General features: G+C 64.6%; 15 protein-coding genes. 3 read left to right on the top strand and 12 right to left on the bottom strand.

Annotated features, from left to right (window positions below):
- Positions 1 to 56: 56 nt before the first annotated feature.
- From kdpC to kdpA, 3 genes are read right to left on the bottom strand one after another with little or no spacing between them, the layout of a single operon-like run.
- Positions 57 to 689 carry a K(+)-transporting ATPase subunit C gene (kdpC, locus tag CSQ85_RS10655; RefSeq protein WP_107041666.1) on the bottom strand — a complete coding sequence of 211 codons (633 nt, stop codon included), beginning with the start codon at positions 687 to 689 and terminating at the stop codon, positions 57 to 59.
- Positions 690 to 728: 39 nt separating this feature from the next.
- The gene (kdpB, locus tag CSQ85_RS10650) at positions 729 to 2,903 is read right to left on the bottom strand and encodes a potassium-transporting ATPase subunit KdpB (RefSeq protein WP_107041665.1); all 2,175 of its coding nucleotides are present in this window, start codon (positions 2,901 to 2,903) and stop codon (positions 729 to 731) included.
- A gap of 1 nt (position 2,904) precedes the next feature.
- Positions 2,905 to 4,560, bottom strand: coding sequence for a potassium-transporting ATPase subunit KdpA (gene kdpA / locus CSQ85_RS10645; RefSeq protein ID WP_223846945.1), 1,656 nt, complete (start codon positions 4,558 to 4,560; stop codon positions 2,905 to 2,907).
- Between the two features lie 602 nt (positions 4,561 to 5,162).
- Here kdpA and CSQ85_RS10640 point away from each other — a divergent pair.
- Positions 5,163 to 5,804, top strand: a complete 642-nt coding sequence (locus CSQ85_RS10640) for an HAD family hydrolase (protein WP_150384017.1) — start codon at positions 5,163 to 5,165, stop codon at positions 5,802 to 5,804.
- A 33-nt stretch (positions 5,805 to 5,837) separates the two neighbouring features.
- Here CSQ85_RS10640 and CSQ85_RS10635 read toward each other — a convergent pair whose 3' ends face one another.
- Together CSQ85_RS10635 and CSQ85_RS10630 are read right to left on the bottom strand one after the other, a co-directional pair.
- Positions 5,838 to 7,766: an ABC transporter ATP-binding protein gene (locus tag CSQ85_RS10635; protein WP_150384016.1), complete on the bottom strand. Its 1,929-nt coding sequence runs from the start codon at positions 7,764 to 7,766 to the stop codon at positions 5,838 to 5,840.
- A complete protein-coding gene (locus CSQ85_RS10630) occupies positions 7,766 to 9,643 on the bottom strand; it encodes an ABC transporter ATP-binding protein (protein WP_150384015.1) in 1,878 nt (625 codons plus the stop codon). Before CSQ85_RS10630 ends, CSQ85_RS10635 begins: the two co-directional genes overlap by 1 nt.
- Positions 9,644 to 9,843: 200 nt before the next feature.
- Here CSQ85_RS10630 and CSQ85_RS10625 point away from each other — a divergent pair, with 200 nt between their 5' ends.
- A complete protein-coding gene (locus CSQ85_RS10625) occupies positions 9,844 to 10,767 on the top strand; it encodes a LysR family transcriptional regulator (protein WP_043163682.1) in 924 nt (307 codons plus the stop codon).
- Positions 10,768 to 11,135: 368 nt separating this feature from the next.
- A complete protein-coding gene (locus tag CSQ85_RS10620; protein WP_150384014.1) occupies positions 11,136 to 11,885 on the top strand; it encodes a PDDEXK family nuclease in 750 nt (249 codons plus the stop codon).
- 479 nt (positions 11,886 to 12,364) lie between these two features.
- On the opposite strand, the gene CSQ85_RS10615 is transcribed toward CSQ85_RS10620, so the two are convergent.
- From CSQ85_RS10615 to CSQ85_RS10585, 7 genes are all read right to left on the bottom strand, one after another.
- Entirely contained in the window at positions 12,365 to 12,994 is a 630-nt protein-coding gene (locus CSQ85_RS10615) for a hypothetical protein (protein WP_150384013.1), read from the bottom strand.
- A complete protein-coding gene (locus tag CSQ85_RS10610) occupies positions 12,991 to 13,692 on the bottom strand; it encodes a hypothetical protein (protein WP_150384012.1) in 702 nt (233 codons plus the stop codon). The genes CSQ85_RS10615 and CSQ85_RS10610 overlap by 4 nt, the downstream gene beginning before the upstream one ends.
- 204 nt (positions 13,693 to 13,896) lie before the next feature.
- A complete protein-coding gene (pyrE, locus tag CSQ85_RS10605; RefSeq protein ID WP_150384011.1) occupies positions 13,897 to 14,598 on the bottom strand; it encodes an orotate phosphoribosyltransferase in 702 nt (233 codons plus the stop codon).
- A gap of 81 nt (positions 14,599 to 14,679) precedes the next feature.
- A complete protein-coding gene (locus tag CSQ85_RS10600; protein WP_190973013.1) occupies positions 14,680 to 15,657 on the bottom strand; it encodes a dihydroorotate dehydrogenase in 978 nt (325 codons plus the stop codon).
- On the bottom strand, positions 15,645 to 16,475 hold the full coding sequence (locus CSQ85_RS10595; RefSeq protein WP_150384009.1) for a dihydroorotate dehydrogenase electron transfer subunit: 831 nt from the start codon (positions 16,473 to 16,475) through the stop codon (positions 15,645 to 15,647). The genes CSQ85_RS10600 and CSQ85_RS10595 overlap by 13 nt, the downstream gene beginning before the upstream one ends.
- A gap of 73 nt (positions 16,476 to 16,548) precedes the next feature.
- The gene (pyrF, locus tag CSQ85_RS10590; RefSeq protein ID WP_150384008.1) at positions 16,549 to 17,496 is read right to left on the bottom strand and encodes an orotidine-5'-phosphate decarboxylase; all 948 of its coding nucleotides are present in this window, start codon (positions 17,494 to 17,496) and stop codon (positions 16,549 to 16,551) included.
- Between the two features lie 97 nt (positions 17,497 to 17,593).
- The gene (locus tag CSQ85_RS10585; RefSeq protein WP_150384007.1) at positions 17,594 to 19,048 is read right to left on the bottom strand and encodes a dihydroorotase; all 1,455 of its coding nucleotides are present in this window, start codon (positions 19,046 to 19,048) and stop codon (positions 17,594 to 17,596) included.
- Between the last annotated feature and the right edge of the window lie 5 nt (positions 19,049 to 19,053).

Raw genomic sequence — 19,053 nt, 5'->3', positions numbered from 1 at the left:
ACGGCGTCGGACACTTCACGCCATCACCCCTGAGGGATGTCAATCACTCGGAATGGCTACTTGAGCTCATCGAGCGCGAGGTTCAGCTTGACGACGTTGACCGTCGACTCGCCGACGAAACCGAGGCCGCGGCCGGTCGTGTTCTGCTTGACCAGCGACTCGACCTTCTCCTCGCTCAGGCCGCGCTCCTTGGCGACGCGCTTGACCTGGATGGCCGCGTACTCGGGGCTGATCTCCGGGTCGAGGCCGGACGACGAGGCGGACACCGCGTCGGCGGGCACGTCCTTGACGCTCACGCCCTCGCGCTTGGCGATGGCCTTGCGCAGCTCGGTCGTGCTCTTGATGAGGTCCTCGTCGGCGTGGCCCTTGTTGGTGCCGGACGACGCGGCGGCGTAGTAGCCCTGGTTGTCCTCGTCCTTGTTCGGGTCGGAGGCCGCGGACGGACGGGACTGGAAGTACTGCGGCAGGGCGTCGCCGTTCTCGTCGGTGAAGGACTGGCCGATCAGCGACGAGCCGACGACCTCACCCTGGGAGTTGGTGATCATCGAGCCGTTGGCCTTGTCGGGCATGCCGAGCTGTCCGATGCCGGTCATCACGAACGTGTAGACGATCACGATCACGGTGAAGACGATCACCGCCTTGAAGCCGGCCCAGTAGCTGCGCAGGTTCAGTGACATAGAGGATTTCATTTCATTCGCTCCTTGAATTGCCTGTTGACGCGGGGCCGATCAGAAGCCCGGGATCAGGCGGACGAACAGGTCGATGATCCAAATGCCGATGAACGGTGCGATGATGCCGCCCAGACCGTAGACCTTGAGGTTGCGGCCGAGGATCTTCTCACCGGCTTCGGCGCGGTACTTGACGCCCTTGAGCGCCAGCGGGATCAGCAGCACGATGATGATCGCGTTGAAGATGATCGCGGAGAGCACGGCGGACAGCGAGCTGTGCAGACCCATGATGTTGAGCACGCCGAGGCCCGGGAACTTCTCCATGAACATGGCCGGGATGATGGCGAAGTACTTGGCCACATCGTTGGCGATGGAGAAGGTGGTCAGGGCGCCTCGGGTGATGAGCAGCTGCTTGCCGATGGCGACGATGTCGATGAGCTTGGTCGGGTCGGAGTCGAGGTCGACCATGTTGCCGGCCTCCTTCGCGGCCGACGTGCCGGAGTTCATCGCGACGCCGACATCGGACTGGGCGAGGGCCGGGGCGTCGTTGGTGCCGTCACCGGTCATGGCGACAAGCTGGCCGCTGGCCTGCTCCTTCTTGATGTAGGCGAGCTTGTCCTCCGGCTTGGCCTCGGCGATGAAGTCGTCGACACCGGCCTCGGCCGCGATGGCCTTGGCGGTCAACGGGTTGTCGCCGGTGACCATGACGGTGCGGATGCCCATCTTGCGAAGGTCGGCGAAACGCTCCTTCAGACCCTCCTTGACGACGTCCTTGAGCTGGACGACGCCGAGGACACGGGCCTCGCCGGCGGCGTTCTGCTCGGCGACGACGAGCGGGGTGCCGCCCTGTCCGGAGATCGCGGACACACGGTCGTGCAGCGCGTCGCGGACCTCGGAGGGCATGACGCCGCCCTCCTTGTCGATCCACGCCTCGACGGCGGAGGTCGCGCCCTTGCGGATGCGGTCGCCGTTCGGCAGGTCGAGTCCGGACATGCGGGTCTCGGCGGTGAACGGCACGGAGACGGCTCCCGGGACCTCGTCGAGGTCGAAGCCCTCGGTCTTGGCGAGGGCGACGATCGACTGGCCCTCAGGCGTGGAGTCGGCGAGCGAGCTCAGGGCCGCGGCCTTGACGATCTCGTCGTGGTCGACGCCCGGCAGCGCGTGGAACTCGGAGGCCTGACGGTTGCCGTAGGTGATGGTGCCGGTCTTGTCGAGCAGCAGGGTGGTGACGTCGCCGGCGGCCTCGATGGCGCGGCCGGAGGTGGCGAGCACGTTGCGCTGGACCAGACGGTCCATGCCGGCGATGCCGATGGCGGACAGCAGGGCGCCGATGGTGGTCGGGATGAGGCACACAAGCAGGGCGATCAGGACCGTCAGGCTCACGGAGGCGTTGACGGAGGAGGCCTGCGGGTTGATGCACAGCACGACGACCAGGAAGATGATGGTCAGGGAGCTCAGGAGCACGTCGAGGGCGATCTCGTTCGGGGTCTTCTGGCGGTTGGCGCCTTCGACCAGGGCGATCATCTTGTCGACGAAGGACTCGCCGGGCTTCTGGGTGATGCGCACGACGATGCGGTCGGACAGCACGCGGGTGCCGCCGGTGACGGACGAACGGTCGCCGCCGGACTCGCGGATGACGGGGGCGGACTCACCGGTGATGGCGGACTCGTCGACCGAGGCGATGCCGGAGATGATGTCGCCATCACCCGGGATCAGCTCGCCGGCGGAGACGACGACCACGTCGCCGAGCTTCAGGTCGGAGCTCGGGATCTCCTCGATGTAGGCCGGGCCCTCGCCCTTTTCGGGGCCACGGACGTCCGGGTCGTTCTTCTCGTCGTAGCCACGCACGATGCGGGCGGGCGTGGTGGTGCGGGTCTTGCGCAGCGCGTCGGCCTGCGCCTTGCCGCGGCCCTCGGCCACGGCCTCGGCGAGGTTGGCGAAGAGCACGGTGGCCCACAGCACGATCGCGACGATCCACGTGAAGTAGACCGGCTCGCCGTTGGACAGCGAGGCGTCGAACAGCTGGCAGATGCCGAGCAGCGTCAGGAACGCGGCGCCCACCCACACGATGAACATGACGGGGTTGTGCCACATGTTGCGCGGGTCGAACTTGCGGAACGCGTTCGGCAGGCTCTTGCCGAGCATGACGCCGAGTGACTGGTTGTTGGAATTCTTGACGTCGTTCGCGAGGGAAGTCGCGTCGTTCGTGACGTCGTTCGCAGTTGCGGAAGTCATATCACGCCACCAAACCTTCTGCCAACGGTCCCAGAGCAAGCGTCGGGAAGAACGTCAGCGCGGAAATAAGGACGATAACAAACACGAGCAGGACGACGAACAGACCGTTGTCGGTCTTCATCGTGCCGGCGGTCACCGGCACCTTGTCCTGCTTGGCCAGCGAGCCGGCCAGGGCGATCACCAGGGCGATCGGCAGGAAGCGGCCGAGCAGCACGGCCAGACCCAGCGCGGTGTCGAGCCACGGGGTGTCGGCGGTGATGCCGGCGAACGCGGAACCGTTGTTGTTCGCGGCAGAGGTGAACGCGTAGACGACCTCGGAGAAGCCGTGGTTGCCGCTGTTGTTGAGCGACGTGTCGAAGATCGACTGGCGCGCGAACGGCAGGGCGAAGCTGAGCGAGACGCCCACGACCACGGTGATCGGCATGACGAGGAAGTACAGCGAGGCCATCTTCATCTCGCGCGGACCGATCTTCTTGCCGATGTACTCAGGCGTACGGCCGACCATGAGGCCCGCGATGAACACGGCGACGACGGCCATCACGAGGATACCGTAGAGGCCGGCGCCCACACCACCCGGCGAGACCTCGCCGAGCATCATGTTGAGCATGTACATCATGCCGCCCAACGCGGTGTACGAATCATGCATCGAGTTGACGGCGCCCGTGGAGGTGGACGTCGAGGTCGTGCCGAACAGGCCGGACCACACGATGCCGAAGCGGGTCTCCTTGCCTTCCATCGAGCCGCCGGTCAGGTTGACGATCGCGTCGTTGGAGAAGGACTCGGCGGTGACGACGCACAGGAAGCTCACGCCGAAGAGGATGGCCATCGCGCCGAGGATGGCGTAGCCCTGACGCACGTCGCCGACCATGCGGCCGAAGGTGCGGGTGAGCGCCACCGGGATGCACAGCATGAGGAGGATCTCGATGAGGTTGGTCCACATGTTCGGGTTCTCGTACGGGTGCGAGGAGTTGGCGTTGAAGAAGCCACCACCGTTCGTACCGAGCTCCTTGATGACCTCCTGGGAGGCGACCGGGCCCTGCATGATCTTCTGGGTGCCGCCGGCGATGGTGTTCACGTCGACGAAGCCGGCGAAGTTCTGGGCGACGCCGAGGGCGATGAGGATGATGCCCATGACGATGGAGATCGGCATGAGCAGGCGCAGCGTGCCGCGGGTCAGATCGACCCAGAAGTTGCCGATGGTCTCGGACTTGCGCCACGCGAAGCCGCGCACGAGGGCGATCGACACGGCGATGCCGACGGCGGCGGACACGAAGTTCTGCACGGCGAGGCCGGCGAACTGGACGGTGTAGCCGAGCGTCACGTCAGGCGAATAGGACTGCCAGTTGGTGTTGGTGACGAACGAGGCCGCGGTGTTGAACGCGAGCGGGCCTTCGACGTTCGGGAAGCCCAGCGAGAACGGCAGCCACTGCTGCACGCGCTGGAGCAGGTAGAGCACCAGAACGCTCATGAGGGAGAAGCCGAGCAGGCCGCGCAGGTACGCCTTCCAGGTCTGCCCCTTCTTGGAGTCAACGCCGACGATCTTGTAGATCCACTTCTCGAAGAAGAGGTCCTTGTCGGACGTGAACACGTTGTACATGTAGTCGCCCAGCGGCTTGTAGATCGCCGCCAGGATGATGGCAATCAGCGCGAATGCCATGATCGCAAAAAGATATACCATGTGATGAACCTTTGTTCCCTAGACTTGTTTCTCTTTGGGGCCTGTCAGAACTTCTCGGGACGGCACAGGGAGTAAATCATGTAGGCAATTCCTACGATTCCCAGCACGACACCCAGCACGGTGAAGAACGTCGTCATAGCTTGTCAACCCACTTTCCAAACAGATCGAAGAGGACGAAGATGACGATCGTGCCCACGACATAGGCAACATCTACCCACCAGGGCATGTCTTTCTCCTTATCATTGAACAAACCCGACGGTGCTGAACCTTCCCGCCCCGGCGCGCGGCACGTTGTCACGCGTGCCGTGCGGGGCGGTCAGACATCACCGTCGGGTCATTACAGCTCTTCATGCTATTGAGTATGTGAAGGAGATGAAACGGTTTTTACGGGTTACATACGGCGGTTATGACGGGACATGGCGATTCGCTAACGCTTTGCTAACACCGTTGGCCGGCGTATGGTCAACGTAGTCTCGGGTGTCTATCGGCCCTCCCTGTCAGGACGGGCGGGTCTCCTTACGTTGGCCGATGCATCGCGTATATATAGGTATGTTGTCCGCCAACCCATCAAGGAGCTTCGCATGACCGCCCCTCACACCCCCTCCCCCGTCACCGACGTGATCTTCGACTTCTGCGGCGTGCTGTTCGACTGGAGCACACGCGCGTGCCTGACGGGCCGTTTCCCCGACGACGTGGTGAACGCGATCTGCGCCGACGACGACCCGCACGGCTTCTTCCGCTACGAGGACCGCATGGACGCCGGCGAGGACTTCGCCGACATCTACCCGGACGTGGTGCGCGAGCAGGGCGAGGACATCGCCCGGATCTTCAGGTACTACATCGAGCACTACGGCGACGCGCTGCCGCGCATGCTGCCCGGCATGGAACAGCTGCTGCGCGACCTCAAGGCCCACGGCTACGGCGTGTGGGGCCTGACGAACTGGTCGCACGAGACGATCCACATCGCGTTCGACAAGTACCCGGTCCTGAACGACCTGCTGGACGGCACCGTCGTCTCCGGCATCGAGAAGATGCACAAGCCGAACGCCGACATCTACGAGCTGGCGCTCTCCCGCTTCGGCCTTGAGGCGCAGCGCTGCGTGTTCTTCGACGACACCGCGAAGAACGTGGTCGGCGCGAACGAGGTCGGCATCCACGGCCGCCTGTTCGAGGGGGCGCTTGAGGCCCGCGAGGCGCTCGCCGCGCTCGGCGTGCGCCTGTAGGGGCCGGTCCGGACGTCAGACGGTCAGGCCCGGTCAGTCGATGCTGGCCGCATCGCCTTTCAGCCCGGTGTAGAGCGTGTAGTACCGCCCCTTCATCGCGACGAGCTCGTCGTGCGTGCCGCGTTCGATGATGCGGCCGGCCTCGATGACCATGATGCAGTCCGCGTTGCGGATCGTCGACAGGCGGTGCGCGATCACGAACGTGGTGCGCCCGCGCATGAGCTCGTCCATGCCGTGCTGGACCAGCGACTCGGTGCGGGTGTCGATCGACGAGGTCGCCTCGTCGAGGATCAGCGCCGGCGGGTCGGCCACCGCGGCGCGCGCGATGGCGAGCAGCTGCCGCTGCCCCTGACTCAGCGCGGCGCCGTCCGCCGTCAGCTGCGTGTCGTAGCCGTCGGGCAGCTTTTCGATGAACGCGTCCGCGTTGGCGAGCCGCGCCGCCGCCTTCACCTCCTCGTCGGTGGCGTCGAGACGGCCGAAGCGGATGTTGTCCATGATCGAGCCGGAAAACAGGTGCGTGTCCTGCAGCACCATGCCGAGGGACCGGCGCAGATCACCCTTCCTCATGTCGCTGATGTCGATGCCGTCATAGGTGATCGAACCGGAGTCGATGTCGTAGAAGCGGGTGATGAGGTTGGTGATCGTCGTCTTGCCGGCGCCGGTGGACCCGACGAGCGCGATCTTCTGCCCGGGCTTGGCGAACATCGACATGTCGTGCAGGACCTCCTTGCCCTTCACGTAGCTGAAGTTCACATGGTCCAGACGGATGTCGCCGCGCATCGGGGTGATATGCCCGTCGGACGGGTCCTTCCAGCCCCAGTCGTCGGTGCGTTCCCCCGACTCGACCAGCCTGCCGGAACCGTCACGCGTGACGTTGACGAGGGTGACTCGCCCGTCGTCGGACTCCGGCCTCTCGTCGAGCAGGTCGAAGACGCGTTCGCCGCCGGCCAGCGCCATGACGATGGCGTTGAGCTGCTGGGAGACCTGCGAGATCGGCATCGTGAAGCTCTTGACGAACGTCAGGAAGCTCACGAGCGCGCCCAGCGTCAGGCCCGTGGCGCCGGTCATCGCGAGCGCGCCGCCGACCAGGGCGCAGACCACGTAGCCGATGTATCCAAGCTGGTTGTTGATCGGCCCCAGATATCCGGCGAACTTGTTGGCCTTGTTGGAGGCGTCGTACAGCCGGTCGTTGACCTCGCGGAAGTCGCGCTTGGCGGCCTTCTCGTGCGTGAACACCTTGACGACCTTCTGCCCGGTCATCATCTCCTCGACGAAGCCGTTGAGCTTGCCGACGGAGCGCTGCTGCTGCGAGAAGTGCGCGCCGGAGCGGCCGGTCAGCACCTTGGTGAGGAGCACCATGACCGCGGCGATGACGAGCATCACACCGGTCAGCGGCACGCTCAGGTAGATCATCGAGACCAGGACCATGACGATCTGGAGCACCGAGGTGAGGATCTGCGGGATGGACTGGGAGACCATCTGACGCAGCGTGTCGATGTCGTTGGTGTACAGGCTCATCACGTCGCCGCGCGAATTGGTGTCGAAGTATCCGAGCGGCAGCTGCTGCATGTGTCCGAACATGCGGTTGCGCAGCCGGCGCATGAACCCCTGGGTGACGAACGCTATGAGGACGGCCTGAACGGCCGCGGCCACGACGCCGACCGCGTAGAGGCCGGCGAGCGCAAGGATGGCGCCGAGCAGCGGGCCGAAGTCGCGTTCGCCCGGATCCGCATGGACGAGCGGCATGATGTAGTCGTCGATGAGCCGCTGGATGAACAGGTTGCCGCGCACGTTGGCGAGCACGGTGACGAGGATGCACGCCATGATGACGGCGTACTGCACGCCGTAGCGTGAGAACAGGTCGCCCATAAGACGCGTGAACGTGCGCCACGGGTGGCCCATCCTCAGGTAGTCCTTCGCCGCCGCGGCGTTCCTCGCCGCGTTCCCCCTTGGTCCCGGCATCACTTCACCTCCGGTTCGTTCGTGTTCGCGGCGGCCTCGTCGAAGTCGCCGCCGCCCCTGGTCTGCAGTTCGACGATGCTCGCGTAGATCTCGTCTCTGACGACCAGTTCCTCATGCGTGCCGACGCCGTGGATGCGGCCGTCGTCCATGACGACGATCATGTCGGCGTCCTGCACGCTGGAGATGCGCTGGGCGATGATGATCTTGGTGACCTCGGGCATCTCGTCGGCGAAGGCGCGGCGGATGCGCGCGTCGGTGGCGGTGTCGACCGCGGAGGTGGAGTCGTCGAGGATGAGCACCTTGGGGTGTTTGAGCAGGGCGCGGGCGATGCACAGGCGTTGCCGCTGGCCGCCGGAGAGGTTCTGTCCGCCCTGTTCGACGACGGTGTCGTAGCCGTCGGGCATGCGGTCGATGAACTCGTCGGCGCAGGCGATCCGGCATGCCCGGCGCATGTCCGTCTCGGTGGCGTTCGGGTCTCCCCATTGCAGGTTCGAGGCGATGGTGCCGGAGAAGAGCACGTTCTTCTGCAGGACGACGGCGACGTTGTCGCGCAGGGTGTCGAGGTCGTAGTCGCGCACGTCGACGCCGCCGACCATGACCGAGCCTCCGGTCACGTCGTACAGGCGCGGGATGAGGTTGACGAGCGTGGTCTTGGCCGAGCCGGTGCCGCCGATCACGCCGACGACCGCGCCGGAGGGGATGTGCAGGTCGATGTCGTCGAGCACCCGTTCGCGGCGTCTCGTGCCGGCGATCCTCGCGGCCATGGCGGCGCGCCGCTTGGCGGTGGGGTCGTTGTCGGAAAGCGTCACCTCCGGGTAGCTGAAGTCGACGTCGTTGAAGTCGATGGATCCGTCCTTCACAACCGTGACGGGATGGTCGACGACGGGCATGTCGGCCTTCTCGGTGAGGACCTCGGCCACGCGGCGGGCGGAGGCGGACGACATCGTGATCATGACGATGGTCATCGACAGCATGACAAGGCTCATGAGGATGTTCATGCAGTACATGAGCAGGGACGTGAGGTCTCCGGTGGTGAGGTCCCCGGCGACGATGAGGTTCGCGCCGAACCAGCTGATGAGCAGCATCGAGGCCCAGACGGTGAACTGGATGACCGGGTTGACGGAGGCGAGCGTCAGCTCGGCCTTCATGAAGATGTCGTAGATGCGTTTGGAGACCGCGCGGAACAGCTCGTTCTGCATGTCGCCGCGGTCGAACGCCTTGACCACGCGGATGGCGGTGATGTTCTCCTCGGTGTTCTCGTTGAGCACGTCGTATTCGGGGAACGCGCGGCGGAAGAAGCGGGCCGCGACGTTCATGAGCACGCCCAGGACGACTCCGAGGAAGATCACGGCCGCGAGGTAGATCAGCGCCATGCGCCCGGAGACGACGAACGCCATGCACATCGCGACGATCAGCGAGCTGGCGGCGCGCGGCACCATGCGCAGGATCATCATGAACGCGTTCTGGATGTTCATCACGTCCGTGGTCAGTCGCGTGACGAGGCTCGGCGTGGAGAAGCGGTCGATGTTGGTGAAGGAGAAGGTCTGGATGTTGTCGTACTGGTCCTGCCTCAGGTTCCTCGCGAAGCCGGCCGCGGCCTTCGAGCCGAACACCGAACCGAGGCATCCGACCGTGAGTCCGCACAGCACGACGGCGAGCATGATCAGGGACGTGCGCACGATGACGCCCATATCCCCTTTCTCGACGCCGTCGTCGATGAGCGTGGCCATGAGCAGCGGCACGATCATCTCGCACACGACCTCGCCGATCATCACCAGCGGGGTGATGACGGCGTCCCGTCTGAACTCCCCGATGTGCCGCATGAGCGTCCTGACGGTCCCCACCCGAGCCACCTTCCTCCTGCCGTTCCCTGTCATCCGAACGATTGTAACGCCAACAGGCTAACAGCCAGGCGGGAGGCGGGCTTGGTGCGTTCCGCCGCGTCACACGGCGTCTTGCGTCTCACAGGGCGTCTCACGAGGCGTCTCACGAGGCGTCTCACATGGCGTCCGCCGTCATGGAAACAATCGGCTATAACCTCACCCTTCGACTATCCCCACTGCTATAACCGGTGTTTATGACGCTTCTGCAACTCAAATACATCGTCAAGATCGTCGAATGCGGTTCGATGAACGAGGCCTCCCACGAGCTCTACGTCTCGCAGCCCGCCCTGAGCTCCTCCGTCAAGGAGCTGGAGAAGGAGCTCGGCATCGAGATCTTCACCCGCTCCTCGCAGGGCATCGCCCTGACCGTGGACGGCGCCGAGTTCCTCACCTACGCGCGTCAGGTGCTCGATCAGGCGGCGCTCCTCGAGGAGCGCTACAAGAACGCGAAGCCCCGCAAGCAGCTGTGCACCGTCTCCACGCAGCACTACATGTTCGCCGTCGAGGCGTTCGTCGAAATGATCAATTCGATCAAGTCCGACGAGTACGAGTTCACGATCCGCGAGACCCGCACGCGCGACATCATCGACTCGGTCGCTAACATGCGTTCGGATGTCGGCATCATCTACCTGTCGGACTTCAACAAGGACGTGATCGGCAAACTGCTGCGTGAGAAGCATCTGGAGTTCCATGCGCTCTTCCGCGCCCCGCTGCATGTGTTCCTGGCGCGCACCAACCCGCTCGCCACGAAGAAGATGGTCACGATGAAGGATCTGAAGCCCTTCCCGTTCATCCAGTACGAGCAGGGCGAGGACGGCTCCTTCTACTTCGCCGAGGAGGCGGTCTGGCCGGACTACTCCCCCAAGCAGATCAACGTGACCGACCGCGCCACGATCCTCAACTTCATCATCGGCCTCAACGGCTACACGGTGTGCACCGGCATCGACAACGGCGACCTCAACAACGAGAAGATCTGCACGGTCCCGCTCGACTCGGACGAGACGATGCTCGTCGGCTGGATCACCAACGAGCGCGCCAAGCTCTCCTCGGCGGCCGAGAACTACCTCGAAAAGCTCAAGTCCGTCGTCTCCGACCACGGCTACAAGCTCATCGACTAGGGACCGGGCCGACTGAACTGTCGGCGTCGATCGGACGCAACGATACGAGTACGTCGATCGGATCCGAGACACCGCACATCACATGCATCACATGAGGGCCTTCCCGGCAAACCCTTGCAGGGAAGGCCTATGCATACGTTCATATAGGACCATAGAAACACGTCACGGGTCCGCCCACCCAGTTCGCCGTCGACGCAATCTCATCAACATTTCAGAGGTGTTATCCACAACGGTGCTCGGCCATTTTGCGATTCATTGCGAACCGCCAATACCGTGGGCACATGGATATGCCGCAGAACACCTTCTTCACATTGGAACAGGCCGCGTCGTTGGCGAGGCAGACCCACGCCGCATGCCGTGATATCGCCATGCGCACCACGCAACCCCTATGCTTCAGCCATGTCACGGCTCTCAAGCTCCACGGCATGGCCGCTTCAATGGATCTCCGCCCCGGATTCAACGAGAACAAGCTGCATGTCAGCGTCGATCATGCGGGAAGGCTCTCCCACCTGCGAGATATCCGATTCCACCTGTGGTCGAAGGACCCATCACCGGTCATACTCGACGAGTTGGTCACCTGCATGCCGGCCGCGGACGCCATCTGCCAGATGGCGTCATACACCGATCTAACCAGTCTGGTCATAGCGATGGATTGGCTCACCTGCCGTAATCCGGATATGAGGATGATGTCCCATGCCGAATTGGCGGAGCATGTGCAGGGGCTTGGACGATTCCCCGGCGTACGTCTGTGCCGGCAAGCCCTCTCCTACAGCCGCGAAGGAACCGATTCCCCTCAGGAATCACTGCTGAGGCTGTCCGCGGAGAAATATGGGATTCCGAAGCTGACGGTGAATATGCCGATCATGGACTACGAGTTGGGCAAGGCATACATCGTGGATATGGCTCTGCCGGAATACGACATCGTGATCGAATACGACGGCAGACACCATTACACGATGGAACGGTGGGAAGCGGATCTGGCGAAACGGAACCGCCTCTCCGCGCTAGGTAAGACGACCTTCGTCGCGACAAAAGCGACCATGGCCAACTCGCACAATCTGAACGCATTCCTGTCCATGATCGCGCAGGAGATCGGCAGACGCAGGGGCGGCAGCTGATCGAGACAACTGCACTGCCCGCAATGATAATGACCGGATACGCCCTGTATGGACAGTTCACATCCAACACCGGTCAAATCCAACATACCAAGCTTCGGTTTTGGGCAACCTGACCGGCTTGGAACCGCCCCAGGGACCGGCTTAAGACCGACTTGGCACTCCGACCTTCATTTCTTAGGCACTTTTCTCAATTCTTAGGCAGCTGGCCTGCCGAGCATATCTCCGCGCGTCCTCAAAATCCTCGATAAATCAAGGCTCAGAAAAGCCCAGACGGCAGCTTTCAAACGAGACACCTGCCTAAGAAACGCAAAAAGTGCCTAAGAAATGCGTGCCGGTGCTCCTATGCCGTTCCCGAGTCGTTCAGAAACAGCATATCCCGGCAACATTGGGGACTACCGAATTGGGGACTACCGAGCCCGCACCCGCATCCGCGGAAGCACTGGGTACACGGTCGCGCAGACGCACAATCAACGGCCTGTCTAGAACCTCCGCGTCACCACATCGGTGCCGTAGCGGCCGTAGCTGTTCTCCGCCGAACCGGTGGTCCACGAGATCGGCGTGAGCGTCATACCCGCCGGATTGAATCGACCGTGACTCATGATGACGCAGTCGACGTCCGGCGCGCATCCCGAGCTGTCATTCGCGAAACCTGTGTACGTGATGTTGCCGGCGTCATCGGTGAGTTGGTATCGGATCTCGTAGTAGGTAATCGCGGTCGAGGTGTTGTTGTGCACGGTGATCGGAATGTCGTAATAACTGTATGAAGGTTCCACCGCGCCGATGCTCTTCACGGTGATCTGCGGATTGGCGTCGCCGGCCGAGGGGCCGAACTCCTTGGCGAAATCCTGATACCGTTTCATCTCCTGCTCGGTCTTCCCGATGGCGTCGTCTGTCTCGTTGAGTTGTGTGTTGCGGTTGTCGATGTCCTCCTGCGATTCGGTCAACGCCGTTTCGGCGCGCCTGAGCTCCTTCGTCCTGGCCTGGTATTCCGCGCTGGCATGTACGTCTACGGAGCGGCCGCCCATGCTCCAGCCCATGATTCCAGCCGCGACCACCGCGATCAAGCAGATGGCGGCGACGATCGCGGTCTTCAACCTCCTGTCGTTCATGAGATCACCTTCGCCGTCACGTCGCCGCCGAACTGCACGTCCTTGGATTGGCTGTCCGAAGCGGCCTGATAGTAGTAGTGCTTCGGCTTGAACAGGTCTCCCCTGCCGCCCTGCGAGAAGAGGACCTCCTCAATGACGGCGGTCCTGCCGGGCATGAGGCGGATGTCGTCGGCGGAGACGACCTGAGTGTCGGAGACCATGCTGCCGTCAGGACGCACGATGTCGCCGACAATCTCGATCTTGGTGATGATGTGCCCGGACGTGTTGCGCACGACGAACTTGGGATGCACATGCATTCCCGTGCCGTTGGAGTTGTCGACCGTCACGTCGAGCGATTCGACGGTCAACGGCTGGTCCGTGACGCTGCCTGCGGGCACATACCGTTGATACGCCTGCTTGGCCTCCTCAAGCCGTTTGTCCGCGGCCTGCTGTTTCTCCTCCAGCTGTTCCACCTCGCCGGTGAGCTCCTTCGCCCTGGCCTTGTTGGCCGCCGTGCGCTTCTTCACGTCGGCGATGTCCGACACCAGAGCACGGTATTCGGGGCTGTCCGTCGGTTTGGTGGCGGAACGCCCGGCGGCGTACGCGCCGGCAAACATCAGCATCGCGACGACCGCCGTCGCCACCACGACGATGACCGGATTGACCTGCGTGTTTCTGATCCCTTCGGACGGCGCCTGCGCCTCATCCTTGTCCCTCATATCACCAACTGTAGTGATCCTGACCCGGCTCGGACAGTGACGTCACCGAGAATTCATCAACGAACAGATACACAGATATGAAAGCGCCGCAACGAAAAAGCCGTAATTCATCCTCGAATACAGTCGGAAGAATTACGGCTTTCAGAGGTCTGTCTCACGATTGCTCGCCACAGGCCGGACCTCTCTCCTACACCAACGGGAACGTCAGGCGCCGTACTGGGCGAGGTAGGCGTCGGCGGCGGCCTTGATCTCGGGCGTCACGTACGGCTCGCCGGAATCGGTGGCGATGTGCTGGCCGGCATCGAAGATCTCGCGCACGTTGGCGATGGCGAACACCGGGAAGCCGAATTCGGCCTCGACGGCCTTGACCGCGGAGGTGTCGGAATCGCGGGTCTTCTCCATGCGGTCGACGGAGAGCACGAGGCCGACGACCTCGACGTCCGCCTCGGCCTTGAGCTTGGGGATGACCTCGCGCACGGCGGTGCCGGCGGTCATCACGTCGTCGACGAGCAGGACCTTCATGCCGTCCTTCAGCTGGGTGCCGACCATCATGCCGCCGTCGCCGTGGTCCTTCTTCTCCTTGCGGTCGAACGTGTAGCCGATCTCCATGCCGTGCGCGCTGACCAGCGCGATCGCGGTGGAGACGGCCAGCGGGATGCCCTTGTACGCGGGACCGAACACGGTGTCGATGTCCTTGGGCAGGCGTCCGGCCTCGATTTCGGCGGCGATCTTCTCGGCGTAGAACGCGCCGAGCGTGGCGATCTTGGTGCCGTCGTTGAACGCGCCGGCGTTGATGAAGTACGGCGACTTGCGCCCGGACTTCAAGGTGAACTCGCCGAACTTCAGGGCCTGAGCCTCGAGCAGGAACTGGGTGAAGCGAATGTCGAGCGATGCGGTGTCGGCCATGATGGTCCTGTATCTCCTTCTGTGGTTCTGTGGATGTGCCGTGTAGTCGTGCAGCGCGGGTCAGCGCCAGATCAGCGCAGGTCAGCGCCAGGTCTCGCCGGCGGCGAGCTTGGCCGCGAGTTCGGGCCTCTCGTCGAGCAGGTCGTCGAGTTCGCGGGCGACGCGCAACGGCGCCACGGGGTCGAAGAGCGCGGCGGCGCCCACTTCGACCGCGTTCGCGCCGGCGTACAGGTATTCGAGCGCCTTCTCGCCGGAGTCAACGCCGCCGATGCCGATGATCGGGGTGTCGGGCAGCACGGTGCGTGTGCGGTAGACGGCCACGAGTCCGACGGGCAGCACGGCCGGCCCGGACACGCCGCCGGTGACGTGCGCGATGATCGGCTCGCCGGTGCGGATGTCGATGCGCATGCCGAGCAGCGTGTTGATCATGCTCAGCGCGTCGGCACCGTGTTCGACGGCGGCGCGCGCCGGCACGGTGATGTCGGTGACGTTCGGGGTGAGCTTGACGATGATCGGCTTGTCGGTCATCGGACGCAGACGGTCCATGAGCTTGGCGAGGGCCACCGGGTCGGTGCCGACGCTCATGCCGCCGTGAGTCACGTTCGGGCAGCTCACGTTGATCTCGAGCATGTCGGCGGCGGAGTCGGCGAGCTTGTCGACAACCGCCGCGTAGTCGTCGTCGCTGTGACCGGCGACGTTGGCGATGACCATGGCCCCGGCCTCCTTGAGCTTGGGCAGGTCGTCGACGAGATAGTGATCGACGCCGGGGTTCTGCAGGCCGACGGCGTTGATGTTGGAGGCGGGCCCTTCGGCGGTACGCGGCGACGGGTTGCCCTCCCACGGCACGGGCGAGCAGCCCTTGGTGCACACGGCGCCGAGCTGGCTGACATCGTAGAACCAGCGGACGGCCGCGTACTGGAAGGTGCCGGATGCGGTGCCGACGGGGTTCTTCCACGTCACGCCCGCGACCTTGGTGGGGTGCTTCCACTCGTGGGCCTCGTACAGGTTGATGTGGTCGATGTGTTCCTTGATCCGCTCCGTCATGTTCACTCCCCCCATCCGAGCTGTTCGCGGGTGAACACCGGTCCGTCGGCGCACACCTTGAGGCGTCCGTCCACGGTGTCGACGGTGCACAGCACGCAGGTGCCGTAGCCGCAGCCCATGCGCTGTTCCATGCTCAGCTGGCATGCGAGCCCCCGCTTGGCGGTCCATGCGGCCACGGCCTTCATCATCGGCAGCGGCCCGCAGGAGAGGACCACGGTCTCGAGCCCGTCGACATGGAGACCTCCGGTCGCCTCGAGCCTGTCAAGCAGCGTGATGACGTTGCCTTCGGACTCGTCGATGCTCACCGTGGCGTCCGCGTACGGTTCGACGAAGCGGTCGGCGAACCGCTCGTTGCGGTAGCCGAACACGGCGGTGGTGCGCACGGCCGGATCGGCGGCGAGGCACTGCGCGGTGTAGATGAGCGGGGGCACGCCAAGGCCGCCGGCCACAAGCACATAGTGGGCGGCCTGCTTGGTCCTGAACGGACGCCCGAGCGGCCCCAGCACCTGCAGCGTGTCGCCGGCGTGCAGCTCGGCGAATTCGGCGGTGCCCTTGCCGATGACCGCGAAGATCACGCTCACCTCGTCGCCGTTGACCTCGCTCACGCCGAACGGACGCGGCATGGGCATCAGCGGATCGTTGGTGAACAGGTTCACGAACTGCGCCGGCCGGGCGTGCTTCGCGATGTACGGGTCGCGGAAGGTCAGTCGGATCACGCGGTCGGCGAGGGTCTCGACGCCGGTGATCTCGACGGGGTGACGCGGCGGGAAGTACCCGGCCGCGACGGCTTCGTCCACCACGTCGTATGTGGGGGTGAAGGTGGCGGTCATCATGCTCCTTGTACGAAATTACGAAGTAGAACTTGGCTTGTGTGGGCTTTGTGTGCTTGTGTTGCGAGGTGCAGCGTTACAGCACGGCCTGCAGGTCGTCGCGCATGGCCTCGGCGGCCTCTCGCGCGGTGTCGAAGACCAGCGCAAGCGCGTCGTCGACGGACATCGACTTGGAGTAGCCGCCGTTCTTCTTCCACGCGCCGATGATGCCGCGCGAGGAGTTGACGATGGCGCCGGAGCCGTCGGCATCGAACATGCCGCGCACGTCGGCGGCGGTGCCGCCCTGCGCGCCGTAGCCGGGCACGAGGAAGAAGGTGTGCGGCATGCGCGCGCGCAACGCCTTGCCCTCCTCGGGATGGGTGGCGCCGACGACCGCGCCGACGCGAGAGTAGCCGTGGGAGCCGATCGTGTCGGCGCCCCAGCCTTCGACGAGATCGGCGACGTGCTCGTACACCTTGGAGCCGTCGGCGAGGTCCAGCATCTGCAGCTCGCTCGACGAGGGGTTGGACGTGCGCACCAGCACGAACAGGTCCTTGTCGGCGGTCTTGGCGGCGTCGACGAACGGGGTGATGCCGTCGGTGCCGAGGTACGGGTTGACGGTCACCGCGTCCACATGCCACGGGTCGTGGCCCTCGACGCCGGAGAGCATGTGCGCGTAGGCGGCGGCGGTCGAGCCGATGTCGCCCCGCTTGACGTCGGCGAGCACGTAGAGTCCCTGCGACGCCGCGTATTCGCAGGTCATCGTGTAGATGTCGACGCCGGCCGGGCCGAGCGCCTCGTACATCGCGATCTGCGGCTTGACCGCGGGCACGATGCCCCTGACCGCGTCGATGATCGTGCGGTTGAACTCGTAGTAGGCGACGGCGAGCTGTGCGGTGGGCACCTCCTCGGGGGTGTCGACCGAGTCGCGCACCTCCTCGGCGAAGCTCGCGACGACCTGCGGCGGCACCAGCGCCTCGGTGGGGTCGAGTCCGACGACGCTCGGATTCTGCGTCGCCTCGATCGCTTCGATCAGACGGTCCATGATGGTCCCTTTCTTTAGCTTCTCTGGAGCTTCTCTGGCTTCTACGTGTGATTCATCGGCGGCCCGCCCGACGCCGACCGCCGCCGGCTACAGCCGACTACAGCCGGCTGAACGTCAGGTTCCGTCCGATGATGGTGGCCATCGGGCGTCCGGTGACCCGCCATCCGCCGAACGGGGTGTTGCGGGCCTTCGAGTGGAACGCCTCGGGGTCGACGGTCCATTCGGCGGCGGTGTCGAGCACGACCAGTCCGATGCCGTCCGCCTCGCCGGGCCGGGTCAGGTCGAGCACGCGTTTGGCGTCCGGTTCGCGGGAGGCGTCGGTCTCGCGGTCGAGCAGCGCGGTGACGTCGGTGGGCTCGTGGCCCATGAGTCGCATCGGCTCGACGCTCATCAGTTCGATGAGTCGCTTGTCGGAGATGAAGCCGCCGTCGACGAGCTTCGCGTGGCACACGCCGTACGCGCATTCCAGTCCGATGATGCCGTTGGGCGCCTCGAGGAAGCCGCGGGCCTTCTCCTCCATCGTGTGCGGGGCATGGTCGGTGGCGAGCAGGTCGACCGTGCCGTCGGCGATGGCCGCGATGGTGGCCTTGCGGTCGGCCTCGGAGCGCAGCGGCGGGTTCATCTTGGCGAGCGTGCCGTACTTCAGCAGCGCCTCGTCGCTCAGCGCGAGGTAGTGCGGCGCGGTCTCGCAGGTGATCGGCAGGCCCTCGGCCTTGGCCGCGCGGATCGCGTCGAACGAGATCGCGGTGCTCACATGCTGGAAGTGGACGTGCACGCCGGTCTCGCGCGCCTTGGCGATGTCGCGCGCGACGACCTTGAGTTCGGTGTCCTCGGGGATGCCGGGCACGCCGAGTTCACGCGACACCGGCCCCTCGTTGACGGCGCCGGTGTCGTGGTGCTCGCAGTGCTCGATCAGGCACAGCCCGCTCTCGCGCGCCAGTTCGAGCACATCGTCGAGGATCTCGGGGGTGACGGCCGAACCGTCGTCGCTGATCGCGGTGACGGGGTGCGCCAGCTGGGCGTCGTCCTTGGAGTCGTCGTCGACGCCCAGCATGTAGCGGCGCCAATGCTCGAGCTCGGTGGCCTCGCGCCCCGCGCGGCCCTTGGACGCGCACACGCACAGGTCGTAGCGCACCGGCAGGCTAACGCCGTGGATGGCCTCGTAATGCTGGAGGTAGTCGATGACGGTGTCGTAGCCGGAGTCGAGCACCTCCTTCGCGCCGGGGGCGTCCGGGTCGTCAATCGTCTCGCCGTCCATCGCGGGCACGGTGTTCGGCATGATGAGCACGTCGGTGTAGCCGCCGGAGGCCGCCGCCGCGCAACCGGAGGCCATCGACTCCTTGTAGGTCTGGCCGGGATCGCGGAAGTGGACGTGCGGGTCGGCGAAGCCAGGCGCGAGCGTGAGACCCGTGGCGTCGATCTCAACGTCGCCGTCCGCTCCGTTTTCGGGCGAGACCGAGCCGCCGTCCTCGAACAGCGTCCCGTCCGCGGGCACCTTGAGATCGATGATCTCGTCGGTGTCCCACACCTTGATGTTGCGCAGCGTGAGCATGGCGT

It is taken from the genome of Bifidobacterium rousetti (assembly GCF_008698235.1).
In the GTDB taxonomy this organism is placed as follows: Bacteria; Actinomycetota; Actinomycetes; order Actinomycetales; family Bifidobacteriaceae; genus Bifidobacterium; species Bifidobacterium rousetti.
The sequence above is the reverse complement of the archived record's forward strand: the minus strand, read 5'-3'. Positions and strand labels throughout refer to the sequence as shown.

Excerpts from the sequence above, each read along its gene's own strand:
- CSQ85_RS10630 (WP_150384015.1), bottom strand. The coding sequence starts at position 9,643 with ATGACAGGGAACGGCAGGAGGAAGGTGGCTCGGGTGGGGACCGTCAGG.
- CSQ85_RS10635 (WP_150384016.1), bottom strand. The coding sequence starts at position 7,766 with ATGCCGGGACCAAGGGGGAACGCGGCGAGGAACGCCGCGGCGGCGAAG.
- CSQ85_RS10585 (WP_150384007.1), bottom strand. The coding sequence starts at position 19,048 with ATGCTCACGCTGCGCAACATCAAGGTGTGGGACACCGACGAGATCATC.
- CSQ85_RS10610 (WP_150384012.1), bottom strand. The coding sequence starts at position 13,692 with ATGAGGGACAAGGATGAGGCGCAGGCGCCGTCCGAAGGGATCAGAAAC.
- CSQ85_RS10625 (WP_043163682.1), top strand. The coding sequence starts at position 9,844 with ATGACGCTTCTGCAACTCAAATACATCGTCAAGATCGTCGAATGCGGT.
- kdpC (WP_107041666.1), bottom strand. The coding sequence starts at position 689 with ATGAAATCCTCTATGTCACTGAACCTGCGCAGCTACTGGGCCGGCTTC.
- kdpA (WP_223846945.1), bottom strand. The coding sequence starts at position 4,560 with ATGGCATTCGCGCTGATTGCCATCATCCTGGCGGCGATCTACAAGCCG.
- CSQ85_RS10620 (WP_150384014.1), top strand. The coding sequence starts at position 11,136 with ATGCGCACCACGCAACCCCTATGCTTCAGCCATGTCACGGCTCTCAAG.
- CSQ85_RS10615 (WP_150384013.1), bottom strand. The coding sequence starts at position 12,994 with ATGAACGACAGGAGGTTGAAGACCGCGATCGTCGCCGCCATCTGCTTG.
- CSQ85_RS10640 (WP_150384017.1), top strand. The coding sequence starts at position 5,163 with ATGACCGCCCCTCACACCCCCTCCCCCGTCACCGACGTGATCTTCGAC.
- CSQ85_RS10595 (WP_150384009.1), bottom strand. The coding sequence starts at position 16,475 with ATGATGACCGCCACCTTCACCCCCACATACGACGTGGTGGACGAAGCC.
- pyrE (WP_150384011.1), bottom strand. The coding sequence starts at position 14,598 with ATGGCCGACACCGCATCGCTCGACATTCGCTTCACCCAGTTCCTGCTC.
- pyrF (WP_150384008.1), bottom strand. The coding sequence starts at position 17,496 with ATGGACCGTCTGATCGAAGCGATCGAGGCGACGCAGAATCCGAGCGTC.
- CSQ85_RS10600 (WP_190973013.1), bottom strand. The coding sequence starts at position 15,657 with ATGGGGGGAGTGAACATGACGGAGCGGATCAAGGAACACATCGACCAC.
- kdpB (WP_107041665.1), bottom strand. The coding sequence starts at position 2,903 with ATGACTTCCGCAACTGCGAACGACGTCACGAACGACGCGACTTCCCTC.